Consider the following 20,946-nt stretch of genomic DNA (forward strand, 5'->3'; position numbering starts at 1 on the left):
TGCGCAGAGATCAGGCGAAAGCTGAAGGCCGGAGCGCGATGACTTACGCTCAGCGTCAAAAGCGCTCGACATATTAGGTCGGCAATGACCCATTCGCGGCGAGCACATCGCCGGCGAGATAAAGCGATCCGGTGATCAAGATGCGCGGCGCAGCGCTCCATGAGCGCGATCCGATGCGGCGCAGCGCATCCTCGATGTCGACCGCCGCCTCGGCCGAAAACCCAAGCGTATCAGCAATCGTCGCAATGTCCTGCGCCGTGCGCGTGACGCCGCGCTCGCTGACCACGGGCAAAGTGACGATATCGCGCGTCAGATCCTCGAAGGCGTCGAGAAAAGCGCGCGCATCCTTGGTGCCCTTCATGCCGACGACGAGAATCAGCGGCCGCGACTTCATCTCCTCTATCTCGGCGATGGCGGCGGCGGTGACGCGTCCACCATCGGCGTTGTGGCTGCCGTCGAGCCATAATTCGGCGCCGGCCGGAAGGAGCGATTGCAACTTGCCTTCGCGCAGCGGCTGAAGGCGCGCCGGCCAAAAGGCCTCGCGCACGCCGCGCTCGAAGCAGGCGATCGGCAGGTCAGGCAGGTCGTGCGCATGGCGCAGCGCGGCGATCGCGGTTGCAGCGTTCACATGCTGATGACGCCCCGTGAGACGCGGCAGCGGCAGATCGAACAGGCCGCGCTCGTCCTGATAGACGAGCCGGCCATTCTCTTCATGCGCCGAGAAATCCTGGCCGCCGATGACAACAGGCGAGCCGATCGCCTCCGCGCGCGCGGCGACGACGTTGAGCGGCTCCTCATCCTGCGGCGCGATGATGGCGGGCGCGCCACGCTTCAGGATGCCCGCCTTCTCGCCGGCGATCTTGCTCACGGTGTCGCCAAGGAATTCGGAATGATCCATCGAGATCGGCGTGATCACGGTGGCGACGGGATCGACGATCACATTCGTCGTGTCGAAGCGGCCGCCAAGCCCGACCTCGAGCAGCAGCACGTCCGCGGGATTCTCGGCGAACAGCAGGAAGGCTGCGGCCGTGGTGATCTCAAAGATGGTGATGGCCTCGCCGGCGTTCGCCTCCTCGCAGCGACGGAAGGCGTCGGCGAGTTTCTCCTCATCGACAAGCTGGCCGCCGCCGATGGCGCCAAGACGAATGCGCTCGTGGAAACGCACGAGATGCGGCGAGGTGTAGACATGGACGCGCAGGCCCGCCGCTTCGAGAATCGCGCGCATGAAGGCGATCGTCGATCCCTTGCCGTTGGTGCCGGCGACATGAATCGTCGGCGGCAGGCGCAAATGCGGATCGCCGATCTTTCCCAGGAGCTTCTCGATGCGATGCAGCGACAGATCGATCAGCTTGGGATGGAGATGCAGGAAGCGGTCGAGATGGGCGGCGGAGTCGTTCATGATAAAACAGGCGCTGGCCGTGGTCCGCGCCGGCCGTGACGGACGATGAGTGTTAGCCGGTCCCGAAGGCGGCGAACAGAAAAAAGCGGAGCTGCGCCCTGCGGCGCAACGCCGTCAGGCGGCTTCGGCCGGAGCCGGCTCCGTCGTTTCGATCTGACGCGGCGGCAGCTTCATCAGCAGGCGGCACAGGCGCGCGACTGTCGCCTTCATGTCGCGGCGATGGACGACCATGTCCACCATGCCATGATCCCTGAGATATTCCGAGCGCTGGAAGCCTTCAGGCAGCTTCTCGCGAATGGTCTGCTCGATCACGCGCGGGCCGGCGAAACCGATCAGCGCGCCGGGCTCGGCGAGATGGACGTCGCCGAGCATCGCGTAGGATGCGGTGATGCCGCCGGTCGTCGGATTGGTCAGCACGACAATATAGGGAAGCCTCGCCTCCCTCAGCATGCGCACCGCGATGGTGGTGCGCGGCATCTGCATCAGCGACAGGATCCCCTCCTGCATGCGCGCGCCGCCGCCGGCGGCGAACACGACATAGGGCGACTTTTTCTCAATCGCCGTCTGCGCGCCCCTGATGAAGGCTTCCCCCGCTGATGTTCCCAGCGATCCCGTGATGAACGCCACATCCTGGACTGCGATCACGATCGGCTGGCCCTCAATGCGGCCGAAGCCAATCTTGAACGCGTCCTGCAAGCCGGTTTTGGTTCGCGCCTCCTTCAGGCGATCCGAGTAACGCTTGCTGTCGCGGAATTTCAGCGGATCGTCCGGCACCCGAGGCAGCGCAACATCGAGCCAGGTCTGCTCGTCGAACATCAGCTTCAGGCGCTGGGTCGAGCTGATGTGCAGATGATGATCGGAGCCGGGGATGACCCAGGCGTTCGCCTCGACATCCTTGTGAAACACCATCTGGCCGGTGTCAGGACATTTGATCCAGAGATTCTCCGGCGTCTCGCGCTTGAACAGCGTCTTGATGCGCGGGGGAACGACGTCGGAAATCCAGTTCATGGGATGCTCCTCAGCGAACTCGGCGAGCGCGCTTGTCAGGCCGCTGCGGATTTCGGCGCCGAACGCACGCCGGCCGCAAGCTGGGATACGAGATCGGTGACGGCGGAAACGGTCTTTTCCGTGGCCTTGCCTTCAGCATCAAGCGACGCCTTCAGCGCATCGATCAGCGCCGTGCCGACGACGACGCCATCGGCGCCGCGCGCGACCGCCGCGGCGTGCTGCGCGTTCTTGACGCCGAAGCCGACGACGACGGGCAGCGCGGTGTGGCGCTTGATGCGCGCAACCGCATTGGCCGTGACGTTGAAATCGGGCGTCGCCGCGCCGGTGATGCCGGTGATCGAGACGTAATAGACAAAGCCGGACGTATTCTTGAGAACCGCAGGCAGCCGCTTGTCATCCGTCGTCGGCGTCGCCAGGCGAATGAAGGCGACGCCGGCCTTCAGCGCCGGCAGGCAAAGCTCTTCGTCTTCTTCCGGCGGCAGATCGACGACGATCAAACCATCGACGCCGGCGGCCTTGGCGTCGGCAAGGAATTTCTCGACGCCATAGATATAGATCGGGTTGTAATAACCCATCAGCACGACGCCGACGCTGTCGTTCGTTTTTCTGAGTTCCGCCACATCCTCGAGCGTTTTCTTCAGCGACTGGCCGGCTTTCAGCGCGCGCAGGCCGGCGGCCTGGATCGACGGGCCGTCCGCCATGGGATCGGTGAAGGGCATGCCGAACTCGATGATGTCGGCGCCGGCTTTGGGCAATCCCTTGAGGATTGCGCGCGCGGTCTCACGGTCCGGATCGCCCGCCATAACATAGGTCACGAACGCGGCACGATTCTCGGCGCGGGCGCGGGCGAAGGCGGCGGTGATGCGATCTGTCATCGGATGGTCCGAATGTAAGCCTGATGTAGCGCGGGCCGGTCGCTAGCACAGGGGGGACGCCGGCGAAACTCTTCTGGACAGGGCGAATGGCCCAACGTAATGTTCTTGATATGTTCTAGTGAGGAGAGCGTGATGAAGCTGTTCTGGTCGCCCAATAGCCGCGCCATGCGCGCCTTGTGGATGATGGAGGAGATCGGCGAGCCCTATGAGCGCGTGCTGATCGACATCCGGAGCGGCGCGCAGGACAAGCCGGACTATCGGGCGATCAGCCCGCTGGGGAAAGTGCCTGCGATTGACGATGACGGCGTCATCGTCAGCGAATCCGGCGCGGTGATCGCCTATCTCGCCGACCGCTATCCCGAAAAGAAGCTGGCGCCTGCGATCGGCGATCCCAGGCGCGGCCCCTATCTCAAATGGCTGTTCTTCTCGCCTGTCATCGAGGGCGCGATCCTGGAGAAATTCGCCAAGCTCGAACTGCCGAAATCGACCGTGAGCTGGGGCAGCCACGCGCTGGTGATCGAAGCGCTCGATCAGGCGCTGCAGAAGGGACCGTGGCTGCTCGGCGATCAGTTCACCGCCGCCGACGTGCTGATCGGCTGCGACCTGCATTTCGCCGTCGACGTCTTCAAGATCTTCGAGAAGAAACCGAGCTTTGAAGCCTATATCGCCCGCTGCCTCGCCCGGCCGGCGATCAGGCGCGCGAACGAAATCAATGAGAAAGGGGCGTAAATCGGCGTGCGCCAAGCCGGAGCGAGATTCATGACCGTGGTGACGCTTGCCGAGGCAAGAGCGAAACTGTCTCGTCTTGTGAAGCAAGTCGAAGACGGCTCAATTTCGGAGGTTGTGATCGTTCGAAATCGCAAACGCGCCGCAAGGCTCGTTCCGATCTCGGATAACCGGGGTGCGGGTCAACGCCTCGGATTGCTCGCTGGTCGTTTCGCGCCTATGGCGCGAGACGACTTCGACGCGGATAGCCGCGCCATCGGCGAGTTATTCACCGCCATCGAGAACAAGCCCAAGTCTTGAGACATAAGCAGCAGGCTGAGCGTCAGCCGATTCCGTTGCGCCTGCGGCTCTCCGTCACAAGACCGTTGTCATCCGAGGCTAGCCCGCTGACGTTTTCTCCGGAGATCAGCCATGGGCGCCTTCTCGCTCGATCGTCGCAGCTTCCTTGGCGCCGCAGCCGCCGCGCCTCTCATCTCGCAGATCGCCGCAAGCGCGGAGCGAACGCTGCCGCCGATCCCGACCCAGTCGGTTGCGACTGACGCCGGCTATTGGGAGAAGGTCAGCGCGCTTTACAAGGTGTCGCCCTCGATCACCAATTTCGAAAACGGCTATTGGGGCGTGATGCCGGAGCCGGTGCGCGAGGAGTTCAAGCGGCTCAGCGATTTCGTCAATTTCGAGAATACGGTGTGGGCGCGGCCGAAAGGCGGGGCAGCGCTGGAGGAGGTGCGCGTCGAGGTCGCCAATGCGCTGGGATGCGCAAAGGAAGAAATCGCGCTGACGCGCGGCGCGACCGAAGCGCTGCAGCTTCTCATCGCCGGCTACAACAGGCTCAAGCCCGGCGACAAGATCATGTACGCCGACCTCGATTACGATTCGATGCAGTATGCGATGACCTGGCTGCAGGGCCGTCGCGGCGTCGAGCTGGTGAAATTCGCGATCCCTGAGCCCGCGACGCGCGCCAATGTGCTCGCCGCCTATGAAGAACAGCTCAGGCGGCATCCGACGACGAAGCTTCTTCTCCTTACCCATATCAGCCACCGCACCGGCCTGATGATCCCGGTGAAGGAGATCGGCGCCATGGCGCGCACGGCTGGCGTCGACGTCATCGTCGATGCGGCGCATTCATGGGGCCAGATCGATTTCAAGGTCGCCGATCTCGGCGTCGATTTCGTCGGCTTCAACCTGCACAAATGGATCGGCGCGCCGCTCGGCGCCGGCGCGCTTTATATCAAAGCATCGCGCCTCGCCGACATCGACCGCGCCTATGGCGATGAGGATTTCAAGCCGGACGACGTGCGCTCGCGCGTGCATACCGGGACGACGAACTTCGCCACGTTCCTCTCCGTGCCGACGGCGCTGAAGCTGCATCAGGAGATCGGACCGGCGGCGAAGGAAGCGCGCTTCCGCCATCTGCGCGACCGCTGGGTGAAGGCCTCGCGCGATATTCCCAATCTCGAAATCCTGACGCCTGACGATCCCTCGATGGCCGCGGGCATCACCTCGTTCCGCTTCGCCGGCAAAACCACGGCCGACGCCAACAACGCCATCGTCAATGCGCTGCGCGATCAGCACGGGATCATGACGGTGCGCCGCGCCGGCATCGCCAAGGGCCACGCCATCCGCGTGACGCCGGCGCCGTTCATCACCGAGGCCGATTGTGACAAGCTTTCGGCGGCGCTGCGGGCGCTGGCGAAGGCGTGAGGCGCAGCGACATCTGACGATCGGAAAGTAGCGCTCCATTTGAACGCGCGTCATGCGCGGGCTTGTCCCGCCTGCGCGGCCGAAGCCGCTTCGGCGCGGCGAAGGCCCGCGCATCCACGTCTTTTTATTGCAGAAGGGAAGATACGGATGGCCGGAACAAGTCCGGCCATGACGGTGGAGAATATTTTCGGAATCGCCGACGCGGATTCCCGATAACCGCTCACATCCCGCCGAGATGCTCCGCCACCGTGAAGATGTCCTTGTCGCCGCGGCCCGACAGATTGATCACCATGAGATGATCCTTCGGCTTTTTCGGCGCGAGTTTCATCACCTGCGCTACCGCATGCGCCGACTCCAGCGCCGGCACGATGCCTTCGAGCTCGCAGCAGAACTTGAACGCCTCAAGCGCCTCATTGTCGGTGATCGAGACATATTGCGCGCGCTTGATGTCATGCAGCCAGGAATGTTCCGGGCCGATGCCGGGATAATCGAGGCCGGCCGAGATCGAATGCGCGTCCTGAATCTGCCCGTCCTCGTTCATCAGCAAATAAGTGCGATTGCCATGCAGCACGCCGGGGCGGCCGCCGGCGATCGACGCCGCGTGCAATTGCGTCAGCCCATGGCCCGCCGCCTCGACGCCGTAGATCTCGACCTGCTCGTCATCGAGGAAGGGATGGAACAGGCCCATGGCGTTCGAGCCGCCGCCAACCGCCGCGACAAGCGAATCCGGCAGACGGCCTTCCGCCGCCATCATCTGCTCGCGGGTTTCACTGCCAATCACGCTCTGAAAATCGCGCACCATCATGGGATAGGGATGCGGCCCCGCCACCGTGCCGATGCAGTAGAAGGTGTCGGCAACATTGGTCACCCAGTCGCGCAGCGCCTCATTCATCGCGTCCTTCAAGGTCTTCGTGCCTGACTGCACCGGCACCACCTCGGCGCCGAGCAGCTTCATGCGAAACACGTTCGGCTTCTGCCGCTCGACATCGACCGCGCCCATATAGACGATGCATTTCAGGCCAAAGCGCGCGCAGAGCGTCGCGGTCGCCACGCCATGCTGGCCGGCGCCGGTCTCGGCGATGATGCGCGGCTTGCCCATGCGCCGCGCCAGCAAAATCTGGCCGAGCACATTGTTCACCTTGTGCGCGCCGGTGTGGTTGAGCTCCTCACGCTTGAAATAGATTTTCGCGCCGCCGAGCTTTTCGGTCATGCGCTCGGCGAAATAAAGCGGCGAAGGCCGGCCGATATAGTGCGTCATCAGCGACGCCATCTCGGCCTGGAAGGCGGGATCGACCTTGGCTTCCGCGTAAGCCTTTTCGAGATCGAGGATGAGCGGCATCAGCGTTTCGGCGACGAAGCGGCCGCCGAAATTTCCGAAATGGCCCGTCGCGTCGGGACCCTGGCGGAGACTGTTGGGGCGGACGGGGCTGTTCATGCGCTGCTCGTGTCGGATGACGCCGCGCGGACCGCGGCGATGAAGGCTCTGATTTTCGCCGGGTCCTTTACGCCGGGGGCGCTTTCGACGCCAGACGAGACGTCGACGCCGGCGAGATTGAGACCCATGGCGCGGACGGTCGCGATCGCGTCGCCGACATTCTCCGACGTCAGGCCGCCCGAGAGGATGAAGGGCTGGGCCGGGCCAAGCGCCTTGAGAAGGGTCCAGTCGAATGTCCGGCCATGGCCGCCGGGATAGAGGGCGTCCTTCGGCGGCTTGGCGTCGAGCAGAATGTGGTCGGCGACGGCGGCGTAGTCCGCGACGCGGGCGACGTCGGCCGCTTCCGACACCCCGATCGCCTTCATCGCCAGACCGGCCTGGGAGGCCCGCAGAGAGGCTATCCGCGCCGGGGGCTCAGAACCATGGAGCTGCCAGAGATCGGGCCCCACGGCCTTCCTGAGGGCCGCGAGGAGGCTGTCTGGCGCGTCAACGACCAGAGCGACGATCCGCGTCTCGCCGCGCGCCCGGGCGGCCAGCGCCGCGGCCTGATCGGGCGTGACGTAACGCGGGCTCTTCGGGTGGAAATTGAGCCCGATCATGTCGGCGCCGGCGTCAAGCGTGACGTCGAGCGTCTCGGGCGTGGAGAGGCCGCAGATTTTGACCGGGAGCGTCATGCGCTGCCTTTGACGCGGTCGATCAGGCGATCGATCGCCGCCACGAAGTGCTCAAGATCGAAAACCGCGATCTTTTGCAGCACAACGCCATCGATGCGCCAGTAATTGTGGGCAACGAAATTTCGCGTTGCAACCGCGGCGTGCCATGGAATGTCGCCCTCCATCGACAGTACGGCTGCGGGAATGTTCTTCACCGCCTCCCCGATCGCAATAAGACAATAAAGAAAGGCGTCCCTTTCCACGCCGGGCTCAGCAAGGGCCTCAGCGGCGAGGTCAGCCACATACACCCGCCCACGGACCGCATGCTCACGCGCATCGGTCAGAAATTCGACAGTCGATCTGCTCATACGGCCCGGACCGCCGCGTCAGCTTCGTCAGCTTCACGGCCTTTGAGGCCACTGCGGAGCAGCATGCCGACCGGCCGTCCAAGCCGTTCGGCCAGTTCATGCTCCGCCGCGAAAAGCCCGTAGTAGCTCAGGCCCTCAGTCTTCTCGACCAGCAGATCGAGGACATCCTCGCCGGAGACATGGTTGGCGAAACCGCGCGGCAGCAGACCGACGATCTTGAGCGGAAACTTTCGCTCAATCGCGTCGAAATGGAACCGCAGCAGGTTCGGCGGGATGAAGGGGGCGTTCACTGTTTTTGCTCCAGCCATCCTTTTAGCAGCAAAGCAAGGCCACCGCGAGGCACGGTCAGAGGCCGGACGCGAACCCCGCCAGTTCGCGATTGAAGCGCTCGGGGTCCTCAAGGAAGGGCATATGGCCGATCCGGTCATAGCGGGAATGGATCGCATGGGGCGCGGCCTTGACGATCTCGTCGGCCATGGCGGGCAGGATCACCTGATCGAGCAGCCCCTGCGACACCATCACGGGAATTTTGAGCGTCGCCAGCGTGGGCCGGAAATCGAGCTTCCGCTTCACCAGCGACAGCCTGACGTGAGCCGGCGTCTGCATGGTCCAGGCGAGCGCGGTCTCGAACACCTCGCGCTGCGAGGGGACGGCCGTGCATTCGCGCACGAATTTTCTGGCATGCTCGATCGCAATCGCGGCGTTCGGCTGCGACATCTTCGGGACGCGCCGGAGCAGCGCCGGACCGAAGAACGGCAGCCGTCCGCCATTGATCACGGCCGCGCCGATAAAATGGACGCCGGCGATGTCGTCCGTCCCGCGCAGCGCGAGATAATCGCCGAGCACGAGCCCGCCATAGCTCCAGCCGTTGAGCACAGGCTTTTGCAGTTTCAACCCGTGGATCACCGCATCGACATCGTCGGCCCACAAGGCGCTGTCGTTGTAATGCTCGTCTCCGAACGGCTTGTCGGAATCGCCCTGCCCGCGGCTGTCCAGGCACACGACGCGGAAACGGTCGGACAGACCCTCGATCTGCTTCATCCAGCACATCCAGCTCTGCGACCAGCCATGGATGAAGAGCAGCGGCGGGGCCTCCAGTGGTCCGAAATCCATCACGTTGAGGCCGCATCCGCCGCCGCCGGCGATGCGATGCTGGCGTGCGGGAACCCTGAGAAAGCCGTCCCAGTTGCGCGCCAGCAATTCGCGCGGCCGCGCGCTTGCGACGACGGGCGGCGTCACGTCGCGCGCGCTCCCGCTTCGGCGCTGCGCCAGACCAGCATCGCGGCGGCGAGGTCTTCAATTGACGCGCCGACGGATTTGAAGAGCGTGATCTCTTCGTCATGGGCACGGCCTTTGTGGATGCCGCCGGCGAGCGCGGCGAGATCGCCGCTGACGCGTTCTTTCGCATAGGCGCCCGCCTTGATCGCCACCGCGACATCGCCGCCCTCGACCGTGGCCGCCGGCGTGTCGATGAAGACGCTGGCGCGATGAAGCGCTTCGTCGTCGGCCTCGCGCATCGCAAGATTATAGGCGCCGACGAGATCGAGATGCGCGCCCGGCTTCAGCCAGACGCCGCGCACGATCGGCTCCTTGGCCATCGTGGCGCAGGAGATCACATCGGCCTCGCGCACGGCGCCTTCGAGATCGGCGCCGGCATCGATCGTGACATTGGCGAGCAGCGGATCGCGGTCGAGCTCGGCCGCGACTTCGACGGCGCGATGGGGATTGCGGTTCCAGAGATAGACATGGCGCAACGAAGGCCGCGCCGTGCAATGGGCGCGGATGAGAGGAGCGCTCAGCGCGCCGGCGCCGACCATCGCCATCATGCGCGCGTCGCGGCGCGCCAGATGCTGCGCGGCGTAAGCCGAAGCGGCGGCCGTGCGGTGAAGCGTGAGACGCGTGCCATCGATGATCGCGAGCGGCGCGCCGGTCTCGCCGTCGTTGAGGATGTAGGAGCCCTGCACGCTGGCGATCGAGCGCTTCGCGTTTTCGGGAAAGACCGAGACGATCTTCACGCCCATGAAGGACGGCTTCGCGCCTTTCTCCGTCCAGGCCGGCATCAGCAGCAGCGCAGCGTCCGCGCCGTCGCGATGGATTTCGTGATGATGGCGCTGCGGCGCGACGAGCCGCCCCGCGAACACCTCGCCGATGGCGTCGATCATGGCGCGCGGCGAGAGGGCGGCGTCGACGTCGGCGGCGCTGAAAATCCGCATTGACGCCTCAGGAAGAAGGCAGCGACGGCCGCGCCGCCAGAGACGCCTTGAGACGCTCGGCGTCGGCGCGCAGCCCGTGCGCCTCGCGCTTCAGCATTCGCGCCGCCTTGCGGTGACGACCCTGCGCGAACCAGGCGCCGACGCCGCCGGCGATCACGCCGATCGCGATGGCGATCAGCACGATGAGATAGAGCGGCAACGTGTAGGCGAGCGCAGGCGCGTCGCGCGACACGGGATCAAAAGAGACTGTCACCGCCGTGCGATTGGCGATCGCAAACAAAATCACGATCGCGGCGATCGGCGCGAACAGGATCAGTTTCAGGGCGGAGCGCAGCCACGTCATTGCGGGTTAGGAATCACAATCCGTCGGGATTGAGCCGGTAGCGCATTTCCTTGCCGGCGCGAAACTGCGGCGCGAGCTTCTGCGACACTTCGACCTTCGCGCCGGTGCGCGGATTGCGGCCGACGCGCGCATCGCGCTCCTTCGCCGAAAAAGCGCCGAACCCGCGCAGCTCGACGCGGTCGCCATGTTTCAGCGCGTCGGTGATCTCGTCCAGGATCGTGTTGACAACATTTTCGATGTCGCGCTGGTAGAGATGCGGATTGCGCTCCGACAGCCGCAGCACAAGCTCGGATTTGATCATTCGTCGCCCCCAAATGCCGTCTTACTGTTCCATGGTCGGGCGCCAGAGGGCAAGCAGCCCGCCGCCCGTGATTGTTTCGCCCGACAGCCCCGCGCGATCGACCATCGAAGCGAGCTGATCGAGGCCAAAAAGTCGCATCGCCGCCGCGCTGACGGAGAAGAAGCGGTAGCTTCCCCCGCGCTGAGGCCGCCAGTCGCGCACCGGCAGGTCTTTCGCGACATTACGATTGGCGACGAGCCAGTCGATCGCGTCTTTCTCTTCACCCAGAGCATCAACGAGCTTGTTGGCGACCGCCTGCCCGCCGGTGAAGACGCGGCCGTCGGCGACCGCCGTCACGCCGGCCTCGTCATAGCCGCGGCGGGCGCGGACGAGATCGCGGAACCAGGCGTAGGAGTCCGAGATCAGCGACTGCAGCGCGCGGCGCGCCTCCTCGCTCGTCGGCGTCAAACCGCTCGGCGCGGCCTTCAATGGCGAGGATTTCACCTCCTCGACCTTCACGCCGACCGTGTCGAGCAGTTTCGTCAGATCGGGAAACTGGATGATGACGCCGATCGAGCCAACGAAGGAATTGCGCCGCGCGAAAATACGATCGGCGCCGATCGCAGCGATATATCCGCCGGAGGCGGCGATGGTCTGCACGACGGCGACGGTCGGCTTCTTCGCCGCAAGATCGCGAATGCCGTTATAGAGCGCCTCGGCGCCGGCGGCTGTGCCGCCCGGACTGTCGATCGTCAGCACGACCGCGCTCGCCTGCGACTTGCCGATATCTTCAAGCATCGTCAGCGTGTCGCGATCGCCGGAAATGAATCCGGAAATCGTCACGCGGGCGATATGGTTGACCGCCGTCGAGACGCCCGCCCTTCGCATAAAGGCGTAGCCGCCGACGCCGACCGCGAGGATGATCGCGAGGATCGCCAGCACGCGCCAGCGCGTCAGCGACCGGCGCAGCCGCCGGCGGTCAAGAATGGAATCGGCGGTCATGCTCATTGGCGGGCGAGGTCCGGCGCTGTTGTCGTCAACTCATAGAGCATGGCGCCAAAAAGGGGAAACCGGTTTTTCGCGACGGCTATGCTCTAAACTTCTGGAATCGATCAGATTCCCGCCTTCTGGCGATCCTCGTCAGAAGGCCGCGCGCGCGCCGGCCAATCCGCCTGCGCGCATCGCCTCGCGGGCAAGCTGAAACCACGCATGAAAAAGCCGGGGCGGTTGACCGCCCCGGCTTGCAAATCCAGGCCCGCCTGAAACGGGCGCTTATGATCACTTCTTGGTTTCGGCCTTCTTGAGCGCGGCGCCGAGAATGTCGCCGAGCGAGGCGCCGGAATCCTGCGAGCCGTAGTTCGCGATGGCTTCCTGCTCTTCCTGCACTTCGAGCGCCTTGATCGACACCGACACGCGGCGCGCCTTGCGATCGAACTGGGTGACGCGGGCGTCGACCTTCTCGCCGACAGCGAAACGCTCCGGACGCTGGTCGGCGCGATCGCGCGCGAGTTCGGCGCGACGGATGAACGAATTGAGATCCGTTCCCGTGAGCCTGACCTCGATGCCCGAATCCTTCACCTCAAGCACTTCGCAGGTGACGATCTGGCCCTTGCGCAGTTCACCCGCGGCCGCGAATGGATCGCCGCCAAGCTGCTTGATGCCGAGCGAGATGCGCTCCTTCTCGATATCGACGTCGAGCACGACAGCCTTGACGACGTCGCCCTTCTTGAAGTCCTCGATCGCCTGCTCGCCCGGACGGTTCCAGTCGAGATCCGACAGATGGACCATGCCGTCGACGTCGCCTTCGAGACCGATGAACAGACCGAATTCGGTCTTGTTCTTGACCTCGCCTTCGACGACCGAACCCGAGGGGTGCTCTTCGGCGAAGACTTCCCACGGATTGCGCAGCGTCTGCTTCAAACCAAGCGAGATGCGGCGCTTGACCGGATCGACTTCCAGCACGGCCACTTCGACTTCCTGCGAGGTCGAGATGATCTTGCCGGGATGGACGTTCTTCTTCGTCCACGACATTTCGGAGACGTGAATGAGGCCTTCGATGCCCGGCTCCAGTTCGACGAACGCGCCGTAGTCCGTGATGTTGGTGACGCGGCCCTTGAGCTTCGCGCCAACGGGGTAGCGCTGCTCGATGCCCTGCCACGGATCGCCCTGCAGCTGCTTGACGCCAAGCGAGATGCGATGGGTCTCGTGGTTGATCTTGATGATCTTCACCTTGATCGTCTGGCCGATGTTCACGACCTCGGACGGATGGTTGACGCGACGCCACGCCATGTCGGTGACGTGCAGCAGGCCGTCGATGCCGCCGAGATCGACGAAGGCGCCGTATTCGGTGATGTTCTTCACCACGCCGTCGATCACCTGACCTTCTTCAAGGTTGGCGACGAGCTCGGAGCGCGCCTCGGCGCGGGTCTCTTCGAGGACCGTGCGGCGCGACACGACGATGTTGCCGCGACGGCGATCCATCTTGAGGATCTGGAAGGGCTGGGCCTGATTCATCAGCGGGCCGACGTCGCGCACGGGGCGGATGTCGACCTGGCTGCGCGGCAGGAACGCGGTGGCGCCGTCGAGATCGACGGTGTAGCCGCCCTTCACCTGGTTGAAGATCGTTCCCATGACCTTCTCGCCGGCTTCATAGCTCTTCTCGAGCTTGACCCAGCTTTCCTCGCGGCGCGCCTTGTCGCGCGAGATGACGGCTTCGCCGAGAGCGTTCTCGACGCGCTCGAGATAGACCTCGACGGTGTCGCCGACCTTGATTTCCTGATCGCGGCCGGGGCCCGTGAACTCACGCAGCGCGATGCGGCCTTCGGTCTTGAGGCCGACATCGATGACGGCCATGTCCTTGTCGATCGCGACGACCTTGCCCTTGATGACGGAGCCTTCCTGGGTGTCGTGCGTCGTAAAGCTTTCCGCGAGAAGCGCGGCGAAATCCTCGCGCGAGGGCGAGAAACTGGAAGAAGTGGACATCTGAATTCCTGTTCGCCTGGTTTGGCGGCGCCGGGGCTCGTGTTGCATTGATCTCTGCGCCGCCGCGCCCGATGGCGGCGACCCATCAGGCTCAACGCTCCCGGCGAGCCAAAGCTCCCGGAAAAGCGAAGCCGGCGCTTTCGACCGGCGATGCGAAGATCTGTGAATAGCCGCTGCGGCTTTGGATTGGCTTGAGGGTTCAATGACCCTGCCGCCGACCGCGCGACGGCGGTCCTATAGGCGAGGCGGCCTCAGAGGGCAAGCGGAAGCGTCCGACGCCGGCGCCGTTTCGTCAGACCAGTTCGATCCGGGCGTGATGGCCCGCCGCCGCGGCGAGACGCCTGTCGCGCGTGAGCAGGGGCGCATCGAGCGCCTTCGCGAGTGCGACATAGACTGCGTCGTAGGCGGTCAGATTGTCGCGGAGCTCCCACACAGGCGCCAGCAGCGAAGTATGCGAATGGCGCCGCATAGGAAAGTCCGACAAGTCGTTGATCGCTTCGCGGCCGCGCGCCCGGTCGACCTCGCCCATCAGCACATGGCGTCTGATCACCTGCGTCGCTTCAATATCGACGAGGTGCGGCGCGTGGAGCACTCTCCCGCTGAACAGCAGTCGCTCGATCTTCGGCGCATCCGCCCTGCGCAGCAGGACCTCGACCAAAACCGAGGCGTCGACAACGATCAACGGCTGTCGCGCTCGGCGCGCACCGCATCTTCTGACGAGAGGGAAGGATTGGTCGGCGACCGGCTCCGAAGACGCTCGAGCATCTCTTCGAGCGTGGGCTGCTCGGCGATCTGACGCATCTGCTGCAAGAGGTAATCCGTCAGCGACATGCCGGCGAGCGCCGCACGAGATTTCAGCTTGCGGTGCAACTCGTCCGGAACATTGCGGATTTGGACCATTCGGTGCATGCGGTTTAGATATTTACATGTGCTGCACATGTCAAGGAATACGGTTCGCTCGCTGGCGCCCCGCTTGCCCACCTCCCGGGCATCGGGCGTCAGGCGGCCCCAAAAGGACCCGCCGCAACCGCCCACTGTGCCATTTTGGGAGAGAGCGGTGTTGGACAACCCGATCATGAGCGACTGGAAGCCCCAGAACGGCCTCGTCTGGGGCGAAGCGCCCCAGCGCCTGGCCCATCGGCTGCACCAGCATGAGCTGTTCAGCGACGCGGCGCTCGCCCGCCTCATCGAGATCTATCCGCGCGAGAATTACAGCCTGGTTGAGTGGGGCGAGCAGGGCCGCGCCCGCAGCGACTATCGCGAAGGCGAGCTCGGCGGGCTCTCAGGCGCCGAGGTCATCGACGCGATCGCCAGGAGCCGCGTCTGGATCAACCTTCGCAACGCGCCCGCCGTCGACAAGCGCTATGGCGAATTGCTCGACGAGATCTTCGCCGAATTCTCCGCGCGCATGCCGGGCTTCGACACGCTGTCGCGCACCATGGGCATCCTGATCTCGTCGCCGAATTCGCGCACCGTCTATCACGCCGATCTGCCCGGCCAGTCGCTCTGGCAGATCCGCGGCAGGAAGCGCGTCTATGTCTATCCGCCGGCGGCGCCGTTCCTGCGTCCCGAGCATGTGGAAGGCATCGCGCTCACCGGCGTCGAGATGAACATGCCTTACGAGCCCTGGTATGATGATTACGCCAGCGTCTATGATCTCGACCCCGGCCAGATGCTGCACTGGCAGCTCAACGCGCCGCATCGCGTCGACAATCACGACTGTTTGAACGTGTCGATGACGCTTGAATATTTCACAGATGAGATACGCCGCACGCACATGGTCACCATGGCGAACGGCATCATGCGCGCAAAGCTCGGTCTCAATCCGCGCAGCCGCTCGATCAGCGGCCCATCCTTCTGGACGAAGGCGGTGCTGCAGAAAGCGCTGCGCAACACCAAGATGGTGAAGCGCGAGAACAAGGCGCGGCGCAAGCCGACGTTCCGTCTTGATCCGACGCGGCCCGGCGCCGTCATCGATCTGCCGAAAGCGTCCTGACGATTGCTGCAGCGCGGCATCATTCGCCGCGCTGCAATCGCCTCATGAAATAGCCGTGCTTTAGCCAAAAGTCGGCGAACAAATATGCGTGCGTGTCATCGACACGCCTGATCTTTTCTGTTCAGACTGGTTCCAGACTGACTGACCGGGGACACATCCGGCCGCCAGTCCGCCGATCGGCTCACACGCTCGCCGCGCGCTTCGGTCGGCTCCGTTGCTCCAAGGAGGAATGGGTGACGCCGACGGATACGACTGATCCAAGTTACTTTCACAAGGTTGTCGACTGCCAGTGGGCCTGCCCCGCCCACACTCCGGTTCCTGAGTACATTCGCAGGATCGCAGCCAACGACTATACCGGCGCCTATCTCATCAACTGGAAGTCGAACGTCTTTCCCGGCATTCTCGGCCGCACCTGCGATCGTCCCTGCGAACCGGCCTGCCGGCGCGGACGCGTCGAGGAAGAACCGGTCGCGATCTGCCGCCTGAAGCGCGTCGCCGCCGATTATAAAAGCGACATTTCCGCGCATCTTCCGAAAGCGCCTTCAAAGCGCAACGGCAAACGCGTCGCCTGCGTCGGCGCAGGCCCCGCTTCGCTCACCGTCGCGCGCGATCTCGCGCCGCTTGGCTACGAAGTCGTCGTGTTCGATGGCGACGCCAGAGCCGGCGGCATGATGCGCAGCCAGATTCCGAAATTCCGCCTGCCCGACAGCGTGATCGATGAAGAGATCGGCTACGCGCTTTCAGGCGGCGCCGAGTTTCGCGCAGGTCAACGCATCGACAGCCTGAAGGCGCTGCTCGCTGAAGGATTCGATGCGGTCTTCGTCGGCGCCGGCGCGCCGCGCGGCCGCGATCTCGACATTCCCGGACGCAAGGAAGCCGCCGCGCGCATCCATGTCGGCATCGACTGGCTGTCCAGCGTCTCGTTCGGCCACACCACATCGATCGGCAAGCGCGTCATCGTGCTCGGCGGCGGCAACACCGCGATGGATTGCTGCCGTTCCTCACGCCGCCTCGGCGGCGATGATGTGAAAGTCGTCGTGCGCTCCGGCTTCGAGGAGATGAAGGCGTCGCCCTGGGAGAAGGAAGACGCCATCCATGAAGGCATTCCGATCCTGAATTATCTCGTGCCCAAGGAATTCCTGCACGAGACGGGCCGCCTGACCGGCATGGTCTTCGAAAAGGTGAAGGCCGAATATGACGCGAAGGGCCGGCGCAATCTCGTCGCCTCGGGCGAGCCCGACGTCACGATCGCATGCGACGATGTCCTGATCGCCGTTGGCCAGGAAAACGCATTCCCGTGGATCGAGCACGACATCGGCATCCAATTCGACAAATGGGGTCTGCCTGAACTCGACAAGACGACGTTTCAGTCGACGCGGCCGAATGTGTTCTTCGGCGGCGACGCGGCCTTCGGCCCCAAGAACATCATCTGGGCCGTGGCGCACGGCCATGACGCCGCGGTCTCGATCGACGCGTTCTGCCGCGACGTCGATGTAAAGGATCGCCCGCCGCCGACGACCAATCTCGTCAGCCAGAAGATGGGCATCCATGAATGGGCCTATGACAATGCGATCGCGCCTGATCTGCGCTTCAAGGTGCCGACGGTCGCGAACGAGATCGCGCTGAAAGACATCCGCAAGGAGGTCGAGCTCGGCTTCGATCCCAAACTCGCCTTCGCCGAGGCGCAGCGCTGCCTGAACTGCGACGTGCAGACCGTGTTCGCGTCGAAGCTCTGCATCGAATGCGACGCCTGCGTCGACATCTGCCCGACCGACTGCATCACCTTCACCGAGGAACGCGAGGAAAGCGAGCTGCGCCTTCATCTCAGCGCGCCTTCGACCAATCTTTCGCAGGATATCTACGTCGCCAACGGGCTGAAGACCGGCCGCATCATGGCGAAGGACGAAGATGTCTGCCTGCATTGCGGCATGTGCGCCGAACGATGCCCCACCGGCGCGTGGGACATGCAGAAATTCTATCTCGAGACCACCCAGGCGGGGCATGCATGCCAATCGAGAGCGTAAATGATTTCGTCATCCGCTTCGCCAATGTGAACGGGTCCGGTTCGGCGAGCGCCAATCTGCTGTTCGCGCGATCGGTGATGCGGATGGGCGTGCCGATCGCGCCGCGCAACATCTTCCCCTCGAACATCCAGGGGCTGCCGACCTGGTACGAGGTGCGCATCACCGAAGCCGGCCATCTTGGCGCGCGCGGCGGCGTCGACATGATGGTCGCGATGAATCCGCAGACCTGGGACAAGGACGTCGCATCGATCGAGAGCGGCGGCTATCTCTTCTATGATTCCTCGCGGCCCATTCCGGCGTCCAAGCTGCGCGAGGACATCACCGTCATCGGCATGCCGCTGACCGACATCTGCAATCGCGAATATTCCGATCCGCGCCAGCGCCAGCTCTTCAAGAACATCATCTATGTCGGCGCGCTCGCGGCGCTGCTCGACATCGATCCTGAAGAAGTGGAGAAGCTGATCGGCGACCAGTTCAAGGGCAAGGAGAAGCTGATCGCGCCGAACTTCAAGGCGCTGCGCATGGGCTACGACTATGCGAAGACGCATTTCTCCTGCCCGCTCGGCATTCGCGTGCGCCGCGCCGATCTGATCGGCGACAAGATCTTCGTTGAAGGCAACGCGGCCGCCGCGCTCGGCGCCGTCTATGGCGGCGCGACGGTGTGCGCCTGGTATCCCATTACGCCTTCGACCTCGCTCGCCGAAGCCTACGAGCGCTATTGCGGGCGGCTGCGCGTCGATCCCGCCACCGGCGAAAAGAAATACGGCATTGTGCAGGCGGAAGACGAGATCGCCGCCATCGGCATGGTGGTCGGCGCCGGCTGGAACGGGGCGCGCGCCTTCACCGCGACCTCGGGGCCGGGCATTTCGTTGATGCAGGAGTTCCTCGGCCTCGCCTATTTCGCGGAAATCCCGGCCGTGATCTTCGACGTGCAACGCGGCGGCCCCTCGACCGGCATGCCGACGCGCACGCAGCAGTCCGACGTTCTGCTTTGCGCCTACGCCTCGCATGGCGACACCAAGCATGTGCTGCTGTTTCCGCGCGGACCCCATGAGGCGTTCGAGTTCGGCGCGCTTGCGTTCGATCTCGCCGACCGATTGCAGACTCCGATTTTCGTCATGCTCGATCTCGACACCGGCATGAACCAGCATCTCTGCGCGCCATTCGAGTGGGACGACAAGCGCCATCTCGACCGCGGCAAGGTGATGACGGCGGAAGAGCTCGAGGCCGGCAAGGAGTTCGGCCGCTATCTCGATGTCGACGGCGACGGCATTCCCTATCGCACCTATCCCGGCGCGCATCCGAGCAAGGGATCGTTCTTCACGCGCGGCACCTCGCGCGACCGCTACGCCCGCTACACCGAGGAAGGCGGCCCCTATCAAGACAATATGGAGCGGCTGCTCAGGAAGTTCGACACGGCGAAGCGCCATGTTCCCGCGCCCGTTTTGCAGCCGGCGGCGAAGCCGACGCGCGTCGGCGTGATCCATTACGGCTCGACGAGCTTCGCCATGGATGAAGCGATGCTGCTGCTTACCGAGCGCGGCGTGCATGTGGACGCGCTGCGCGTGCGCGGCTTCCCCTTCAGCCATGAGGTGACGGATTTCATCGCCGCCCATGAGCAGGTGTTCGTGGTCGAGCAGAATCGCGATGCGCAGTTGCGCACGCTGCTGATGGTGGAGTGCGGCGTCGACCCGGCGCAGCTCACGCCCGTGCTGCATTATGACGGCACGCCGATCACGGCGCGCTTCATCGCGACATCGATCGCATCAAAGACAATCGGCGCGCCGACGCCCGAAGCCAGAAAGGTTCTGTCGTGACCTATCTCGCGAAGCCGAAATTCCACCATCCCGCGATCGAGATCAACGATCTCGGCTTCACCCATCGCGACTATGAAGGCGCGATCTCGACGCTCTGCGCCGGCTGCGGCCATGACTCCATCTCATCGGCGATCATGCGCGCCTGCTTCGAGCTCAGCCTGCCGCCGCATCGCATCGCCAAGCTCTCCGGCATCGGCTGCTCCTCGAAAACGCCGACCTATTTTCTCGGCCAGTCGCACGGCTTCAACTCCGTGCATGGCCGCATGCCGTCGGTGCTGACGGGCGCCAATCTCGCCAATCGCGACCTCATCTATCTCGGCGTCTCCGGCGATGGCGATTCCGCCTCGATCGGGTTCGGCCAGTTCGCTCATGCGATCCGGCGCGCGGTCAACATGACCTATATCGTCGAGAACAACGGCGTGTACGGCCTGACCAAGGGCCAGTTCTCGGCGACGTCGGACAAGGGATCGAAGAGCAAGAAAGGCGTCGCGAACGCGGACTCCCCGATCGACATGGTCGCGATCGCGCTGCAGCTCGGCGCGACTTTCGTGGCGCGCAGCTTCTCCGGCGACAAGGGCCAGCTCGTGCCGCTGATCAAGGCGGCGCTGGAGCACAAGGGCGCAGCCTTCATCGACTGCATCTCACCCTGCATCGCCTTCAACAATCATGAGGGATCGACGAAAAGCTTCGATTATGTGCGCGCTCACAATGCGGCGCTGAACTCGCTCGACTTCCTGTCAGGCCGCGCGCCGATCACGGCCGACTACGCCGAAGGCGCGATGCAGGACGTGACGCTGCATGACGGCTCCGCGATCCGGCTGCGCAAGCTCGCCGGCGATTACGACATCCATGACCGTTCAGCCGCGCTGACGCATCTTCACCGGTTGGCGGATGAAGGCGAGATCGGCACGGGGCTGATCTATCTCGACGAAGCCCCGAGCGACATGCACGCCCGGCTGGGGACCGCGACGAAGCCGCTCAATGCGCTTGGCGATCGCGATCTCGTTCCCGGCGCAGCGGCGCTGGCGAAAATCAATGCGAGCCTGCGCTAGAGCGTGGTGAGATTAGCTTTGAATATTTCCGCCGTCATTCCGGGGCGCGCCGAAGGCGCGAGCCCGGAACCCAG

Annotated in this window: 22 protein-coding genes; 7 read left to right on the forward strand and 15 right to left on the reverse strand. The window is 64.2% G+C overall.

The features are described from left to right. Window positions 1-73: 73 nt before the first annotated feature. The 3 genes from L8F45_RS19355 to trpA all read right to left on the reverse strand — a co-directional run bounded on the left by L8F45_RS19355 (window position 74) and on the right by trpA (window position 3,282). Window positions 74-1,399, reverse strand: coding sequence for a bifunctional folylpolyglutamate synthase/dihydrofolate synthase (locus L8F45_RS19355; RefSeq protein WP_342359494.1), 1,326 nt, complete (start codon window positions 1,397-1,399; stop codon window positions 74-76). A 114-nt stretch (window positions 1,400-1,513) separates the two neighbouring features. Beyond that, window positions 1,514-2,407 carry an acetyl-CoA carboxylase, carboxyltransferase subunit beta gene (gene accD, locus L8F45_RS19360; RefSeq protein ID WP_342359495.1) on the reverse strand — a complete coding sequence of 298 codons (894 nt, stop codon included), beginning with the start codon at window positions 2,405-2,407 and terminating at the stop codon, window positions 1,514-1,516. 35 nt (window positions 2,408-2,442) lie between these two features. Further along, on the reverse strand, window positions 2,443-3,282 hold the full coding sequence (trpA, locus tag L8F45_RS19365; RefSeq protein WP_342359496.1) for a tryptophan synthase subunit alpha: 840 nt from the start codon (window positions 3,280-3,282) through the stop codon (window positions 2,443-2,445). A gap of 129 nt (window positions 3,283-3,411) precedes the next feature. On the opposite strand from trpA, the gene L8F45_RS19370 reads away from it, so the two are divergent. The 3 genes from L8F45_RS19370 to L8F45_RS19380 all read left to right on the forward strand — a co-directional run bounded on the left by L8F45_RS19370 (window position 3,412) and on the right by L8F45_RS19380 (window position 5,709). After that, window positions 3,412-4,011, forward strand: a complete 600-nt coding sequence (locus L8F45_RS19370) for a glutathione S-transferase family protein (RefSeq protein ID WP_342359497.1) — start codon at window positions 3,412-3,414, stop codon at window positions 4,009-4,011. 30 nt (window positions 4,012-4,041) lie between these two features. Next, window positions 4,042-4,308, forward strand: a complete 267-nt coding sequence (locus tag L8F45_RS19375) for a type II toxin-antitoxin system Phd/YefM family antitoxin (protein WP_342359498.1) — start codon at window positions 4,042-4,044, stop codon at window positions 4,306-4,308. 111 nt (window positions 4,309-4,419) lie between these two features. Next, entirely contained in the window at window positions 4,420-5,709 is a 1,290-nt protein-coding gene (locus L8F45_RS19380) for an aminotransferase class V-fold PLP-dependent enzyme (RefSeq protein WP_342359499.1), read from the forward strand. A gap of 220 nt (window positions 5,710-5,929) precedes the next feature. Here L8F45_RS19380 and trpB read toward each other — a convergent pair whose 3' ends face one another. The 12 genes from trpB to L8F45_RS19440 form a co-directional block, all read right to left on the reverse strand. Beyond that, window positions 5,930-7,144: a tryptophan synthase subunit beta gene (trpB, locus tag L8F45_RS19385; RefSeq protein ID WP_342359500.1), complete on the reverse strand. Its 1,215-nt coding sequence runs from the start codon at window positions 7,142-7,144 to the stop codon at window positions 5,930-5,932. Beyond that, complete coding sequence (locus L8F45_RS19390; protein WP_342359501.1) at window positions 7,141-7,818, reverse strand: phosphoribosylanthranilate isomerase; 678 nt, start codon at window positions 7,816-7,818, stop codon at window positions 7,141-7,143. The genes trpB and L8F45_RS19390 overlap by 4 nt, the downstream gene beginning before the upstream one ends. Then, window positions 7,815-8,099, reverse strand: a complete 285-nt coding sequence (locus tag L8F45_RS19395; RefSeq protein ID WP_342359502.1) for a HepT-like ribonuclease domain-containing protein — start codon at window positions 8,097-8,099, stop codon at window positions 7,815-7,817. Before L8F45_RS19395 ends, L8F45_RS19390 begins: the two co-directional genes overlap by 4 nt. A gap of 62 nt (window positions 8,100-8,161) precedes the next feature. Next, window positions 8,162-8,455 (reverse strand): hypothetical protein, encoded by a 294-nt coding sequence (locus L8F45_RS19400; protein WP_342359503.1) that lies wholly within the window; start codon window positions 8,453-8,455, stop codon window positions 8,162-8,164. 55 nt (window positions 8,456-8,510) lie between these two features. Beyond that, complete coding sequence (locus tag L8F45_RS19405) at window positions 8,511-9,404, reverse strand: alpha/beta fold hydrolase (protein WP_342359504.1); 894 nt, start codon at window positions 9,402-9,404, stop codon at window positions 8,511-8,513. Next, on the reverse strand, window positions 9,401-10,378 hold the full coding sequence (gene lhpI, locus L8F45_RS19410; RefSeq protein ID WP_342359505.1) for a bifunctional Delta(1)-pyrroline-2-carboxylate/Delta(1)-piperideine-2-carboxylate reductase: 978 nt from the start codon (window positions 10,376-10,378) through the stop codon (window positions 9,401-9,403). Before lhpI ends, L8F45_RS19405 begins: the two co-directional genes overlap by 4 nt. A gap of 7 nt (window positions 10,379-10,385) precedes the next feature. Further along, window positions 10,386-10,721 carry a lipopolysaccharide assembly protein LapA domain-containing protein gene (locus L8F45_RS19415; protein ID WP_342359506.1) on the reverse strand — a complete coding sequence of 112 codons (336 nt, stop codon included), beginning with the start codon at window positions 10,719-10,721 and terminating at the stop codon, window positions 10,386-10,388. Window positions 10,722-10,734: 13 nt separating this feature from the next. Beyond that, complete coding sequence (locus tag L8F45_RS19420; protein ID WP_342359507.1) at window positions 10,735-11,022, reverse strand: integration host factor subunit beta; 288 nt, start codon at window positions 11,020-11,022, stop codon at window positions 10,735-10,737. 21 nt (window positions 11,023-11,043) lie between these two features. Beyond that, the gene (sppA, locus tag L8F45_RS19425) at window positions 11,044-12,009 is read right to left on the reverse strand and encodes a signal peptide peptidase SppA (protein ID WP_342359508.1); all 966 of its coding nucleotides are present in this window, start codon (window positions 12,007-12,009) and stop codon (window positions 11,044-11,046) included. A gap of 270 nt (window positions 12,010-12,279) precedes the next feature. After that, window positions 12,280-13,983 (reverse strand): 30S ribosomal protein S1, encoded by a 1,704-nt coding sequence (gene rpsA, locus L8F45_RS19430; RefSeq protein ID WP_342359509.1) that lies wholly within the window; start codon window positions 13,981-13,983, stop codon window positions 12,280-12,282. Between the two features lie 292 nt (window positions 13,984-14,275). Then, window positions 14,276-14,665: a type II toxin-antitoxin system VapC family toxin gene (locus tag L8F45_RS19435; RefSeq protein ID WP_342359510.1), complete on the reverse strand. Its 390-nt coding sequence runs from the start codon at window positions 14,663-14,665 to the stop codon at window positions 14,276-14,278. Beyond that, a complete protein-coding gene (locus L8F45_RS19440) occupies window positions 14,662-15,060 on the reverse strand; it encodes a FitA-like ribbon-helix-helix domain-containing protein (RefSeq protein WP_342359511.1) in 399 nt (132 codons plus the stop codon). Before L8F45_RS19440 ends, L8F45_RS19435 begins: the two co-directional genes overlap by 4 nt. On the opposite strand from L8F45_RS19440, the gene L8F45_RS19445 reads away from it, so the two are divergent. From L8F45_RS19445 to L8F45_RS19460, 4 genes are all read left to right on the forward strand, one after another. Next, window positions 15,059-15,979: a hypothetical protein gene (locus L8F45_RS19445; RefSeq protein WP_342359512.1), complete on the forward strand. Its 921-nt coding sequence runs from the start codon at window positions 15,059-15,061 to the stop codon at window positions 15,977-15,979. The two genes, L8F45_RS19440 and L8F45_RS19445, sit on opposite strands and share 2 nt — an antisense overlap. Before the next feature lie 233 nt (window positions 15,980-16,212). Beyond that, complete coding sequence (locus tag L8F45_RS19450; protein WP_342359513.1) at window positions 16,213-18,003, forward strand: FAD-dependent oxidoreductase; 1,791 nt, start codon at window positions 16,213-16,215, stop codon at window positions 18,001-18,003. Continuing rightward, on the forward strand, window positions 17,985-19,820 hold the full coding sequence (locus tag L8F45_RS19455; RefSeq protein ID WP_342359514.1) for a 2-oxoacid:acceptor oxidoreductase subunit alpha: 1,836 nt from the start codon (window positions 17,985-17,987) through the stop codon (window positions 19,818-19,820). The genes L8F45_RS19450 and L8F45_RS19455 overlap by 19 nt, the downstream gene beginning before the upstream one ends. Further along, complete coding sequence (locus L8F45_RS19460; RefSeq protein ID WP_342359515.1) at window positions 19,817-20,872, forward strand: 2-oxoacid:ferredoxin oxidoreductase subunit beta; 1,056 nt, start codon at window positions 19,817-19,819, stop codon at window positions 20,870-20,872. Before L8F45_RS19455 ends, L8F45_RS19460 begins: the two co-directional genes overlap by 4 nt. The last annotated feature ends 74 nt before the right edge of the window (window positions 20,873-20,946 follow it).

Origin of the sequence: Terrirubrum flagellatum (assembly GCF_022059845.1) — a bacterium.
In the GTDB taxonomy this organism is placed as follows: domain Bacteria; phylum Pseudomonadota; class Alphaproteobacteria; order Rhizobiales; family Beijerinckiaceae; genus Terrirubrum; species Terrirubrum flagellatum.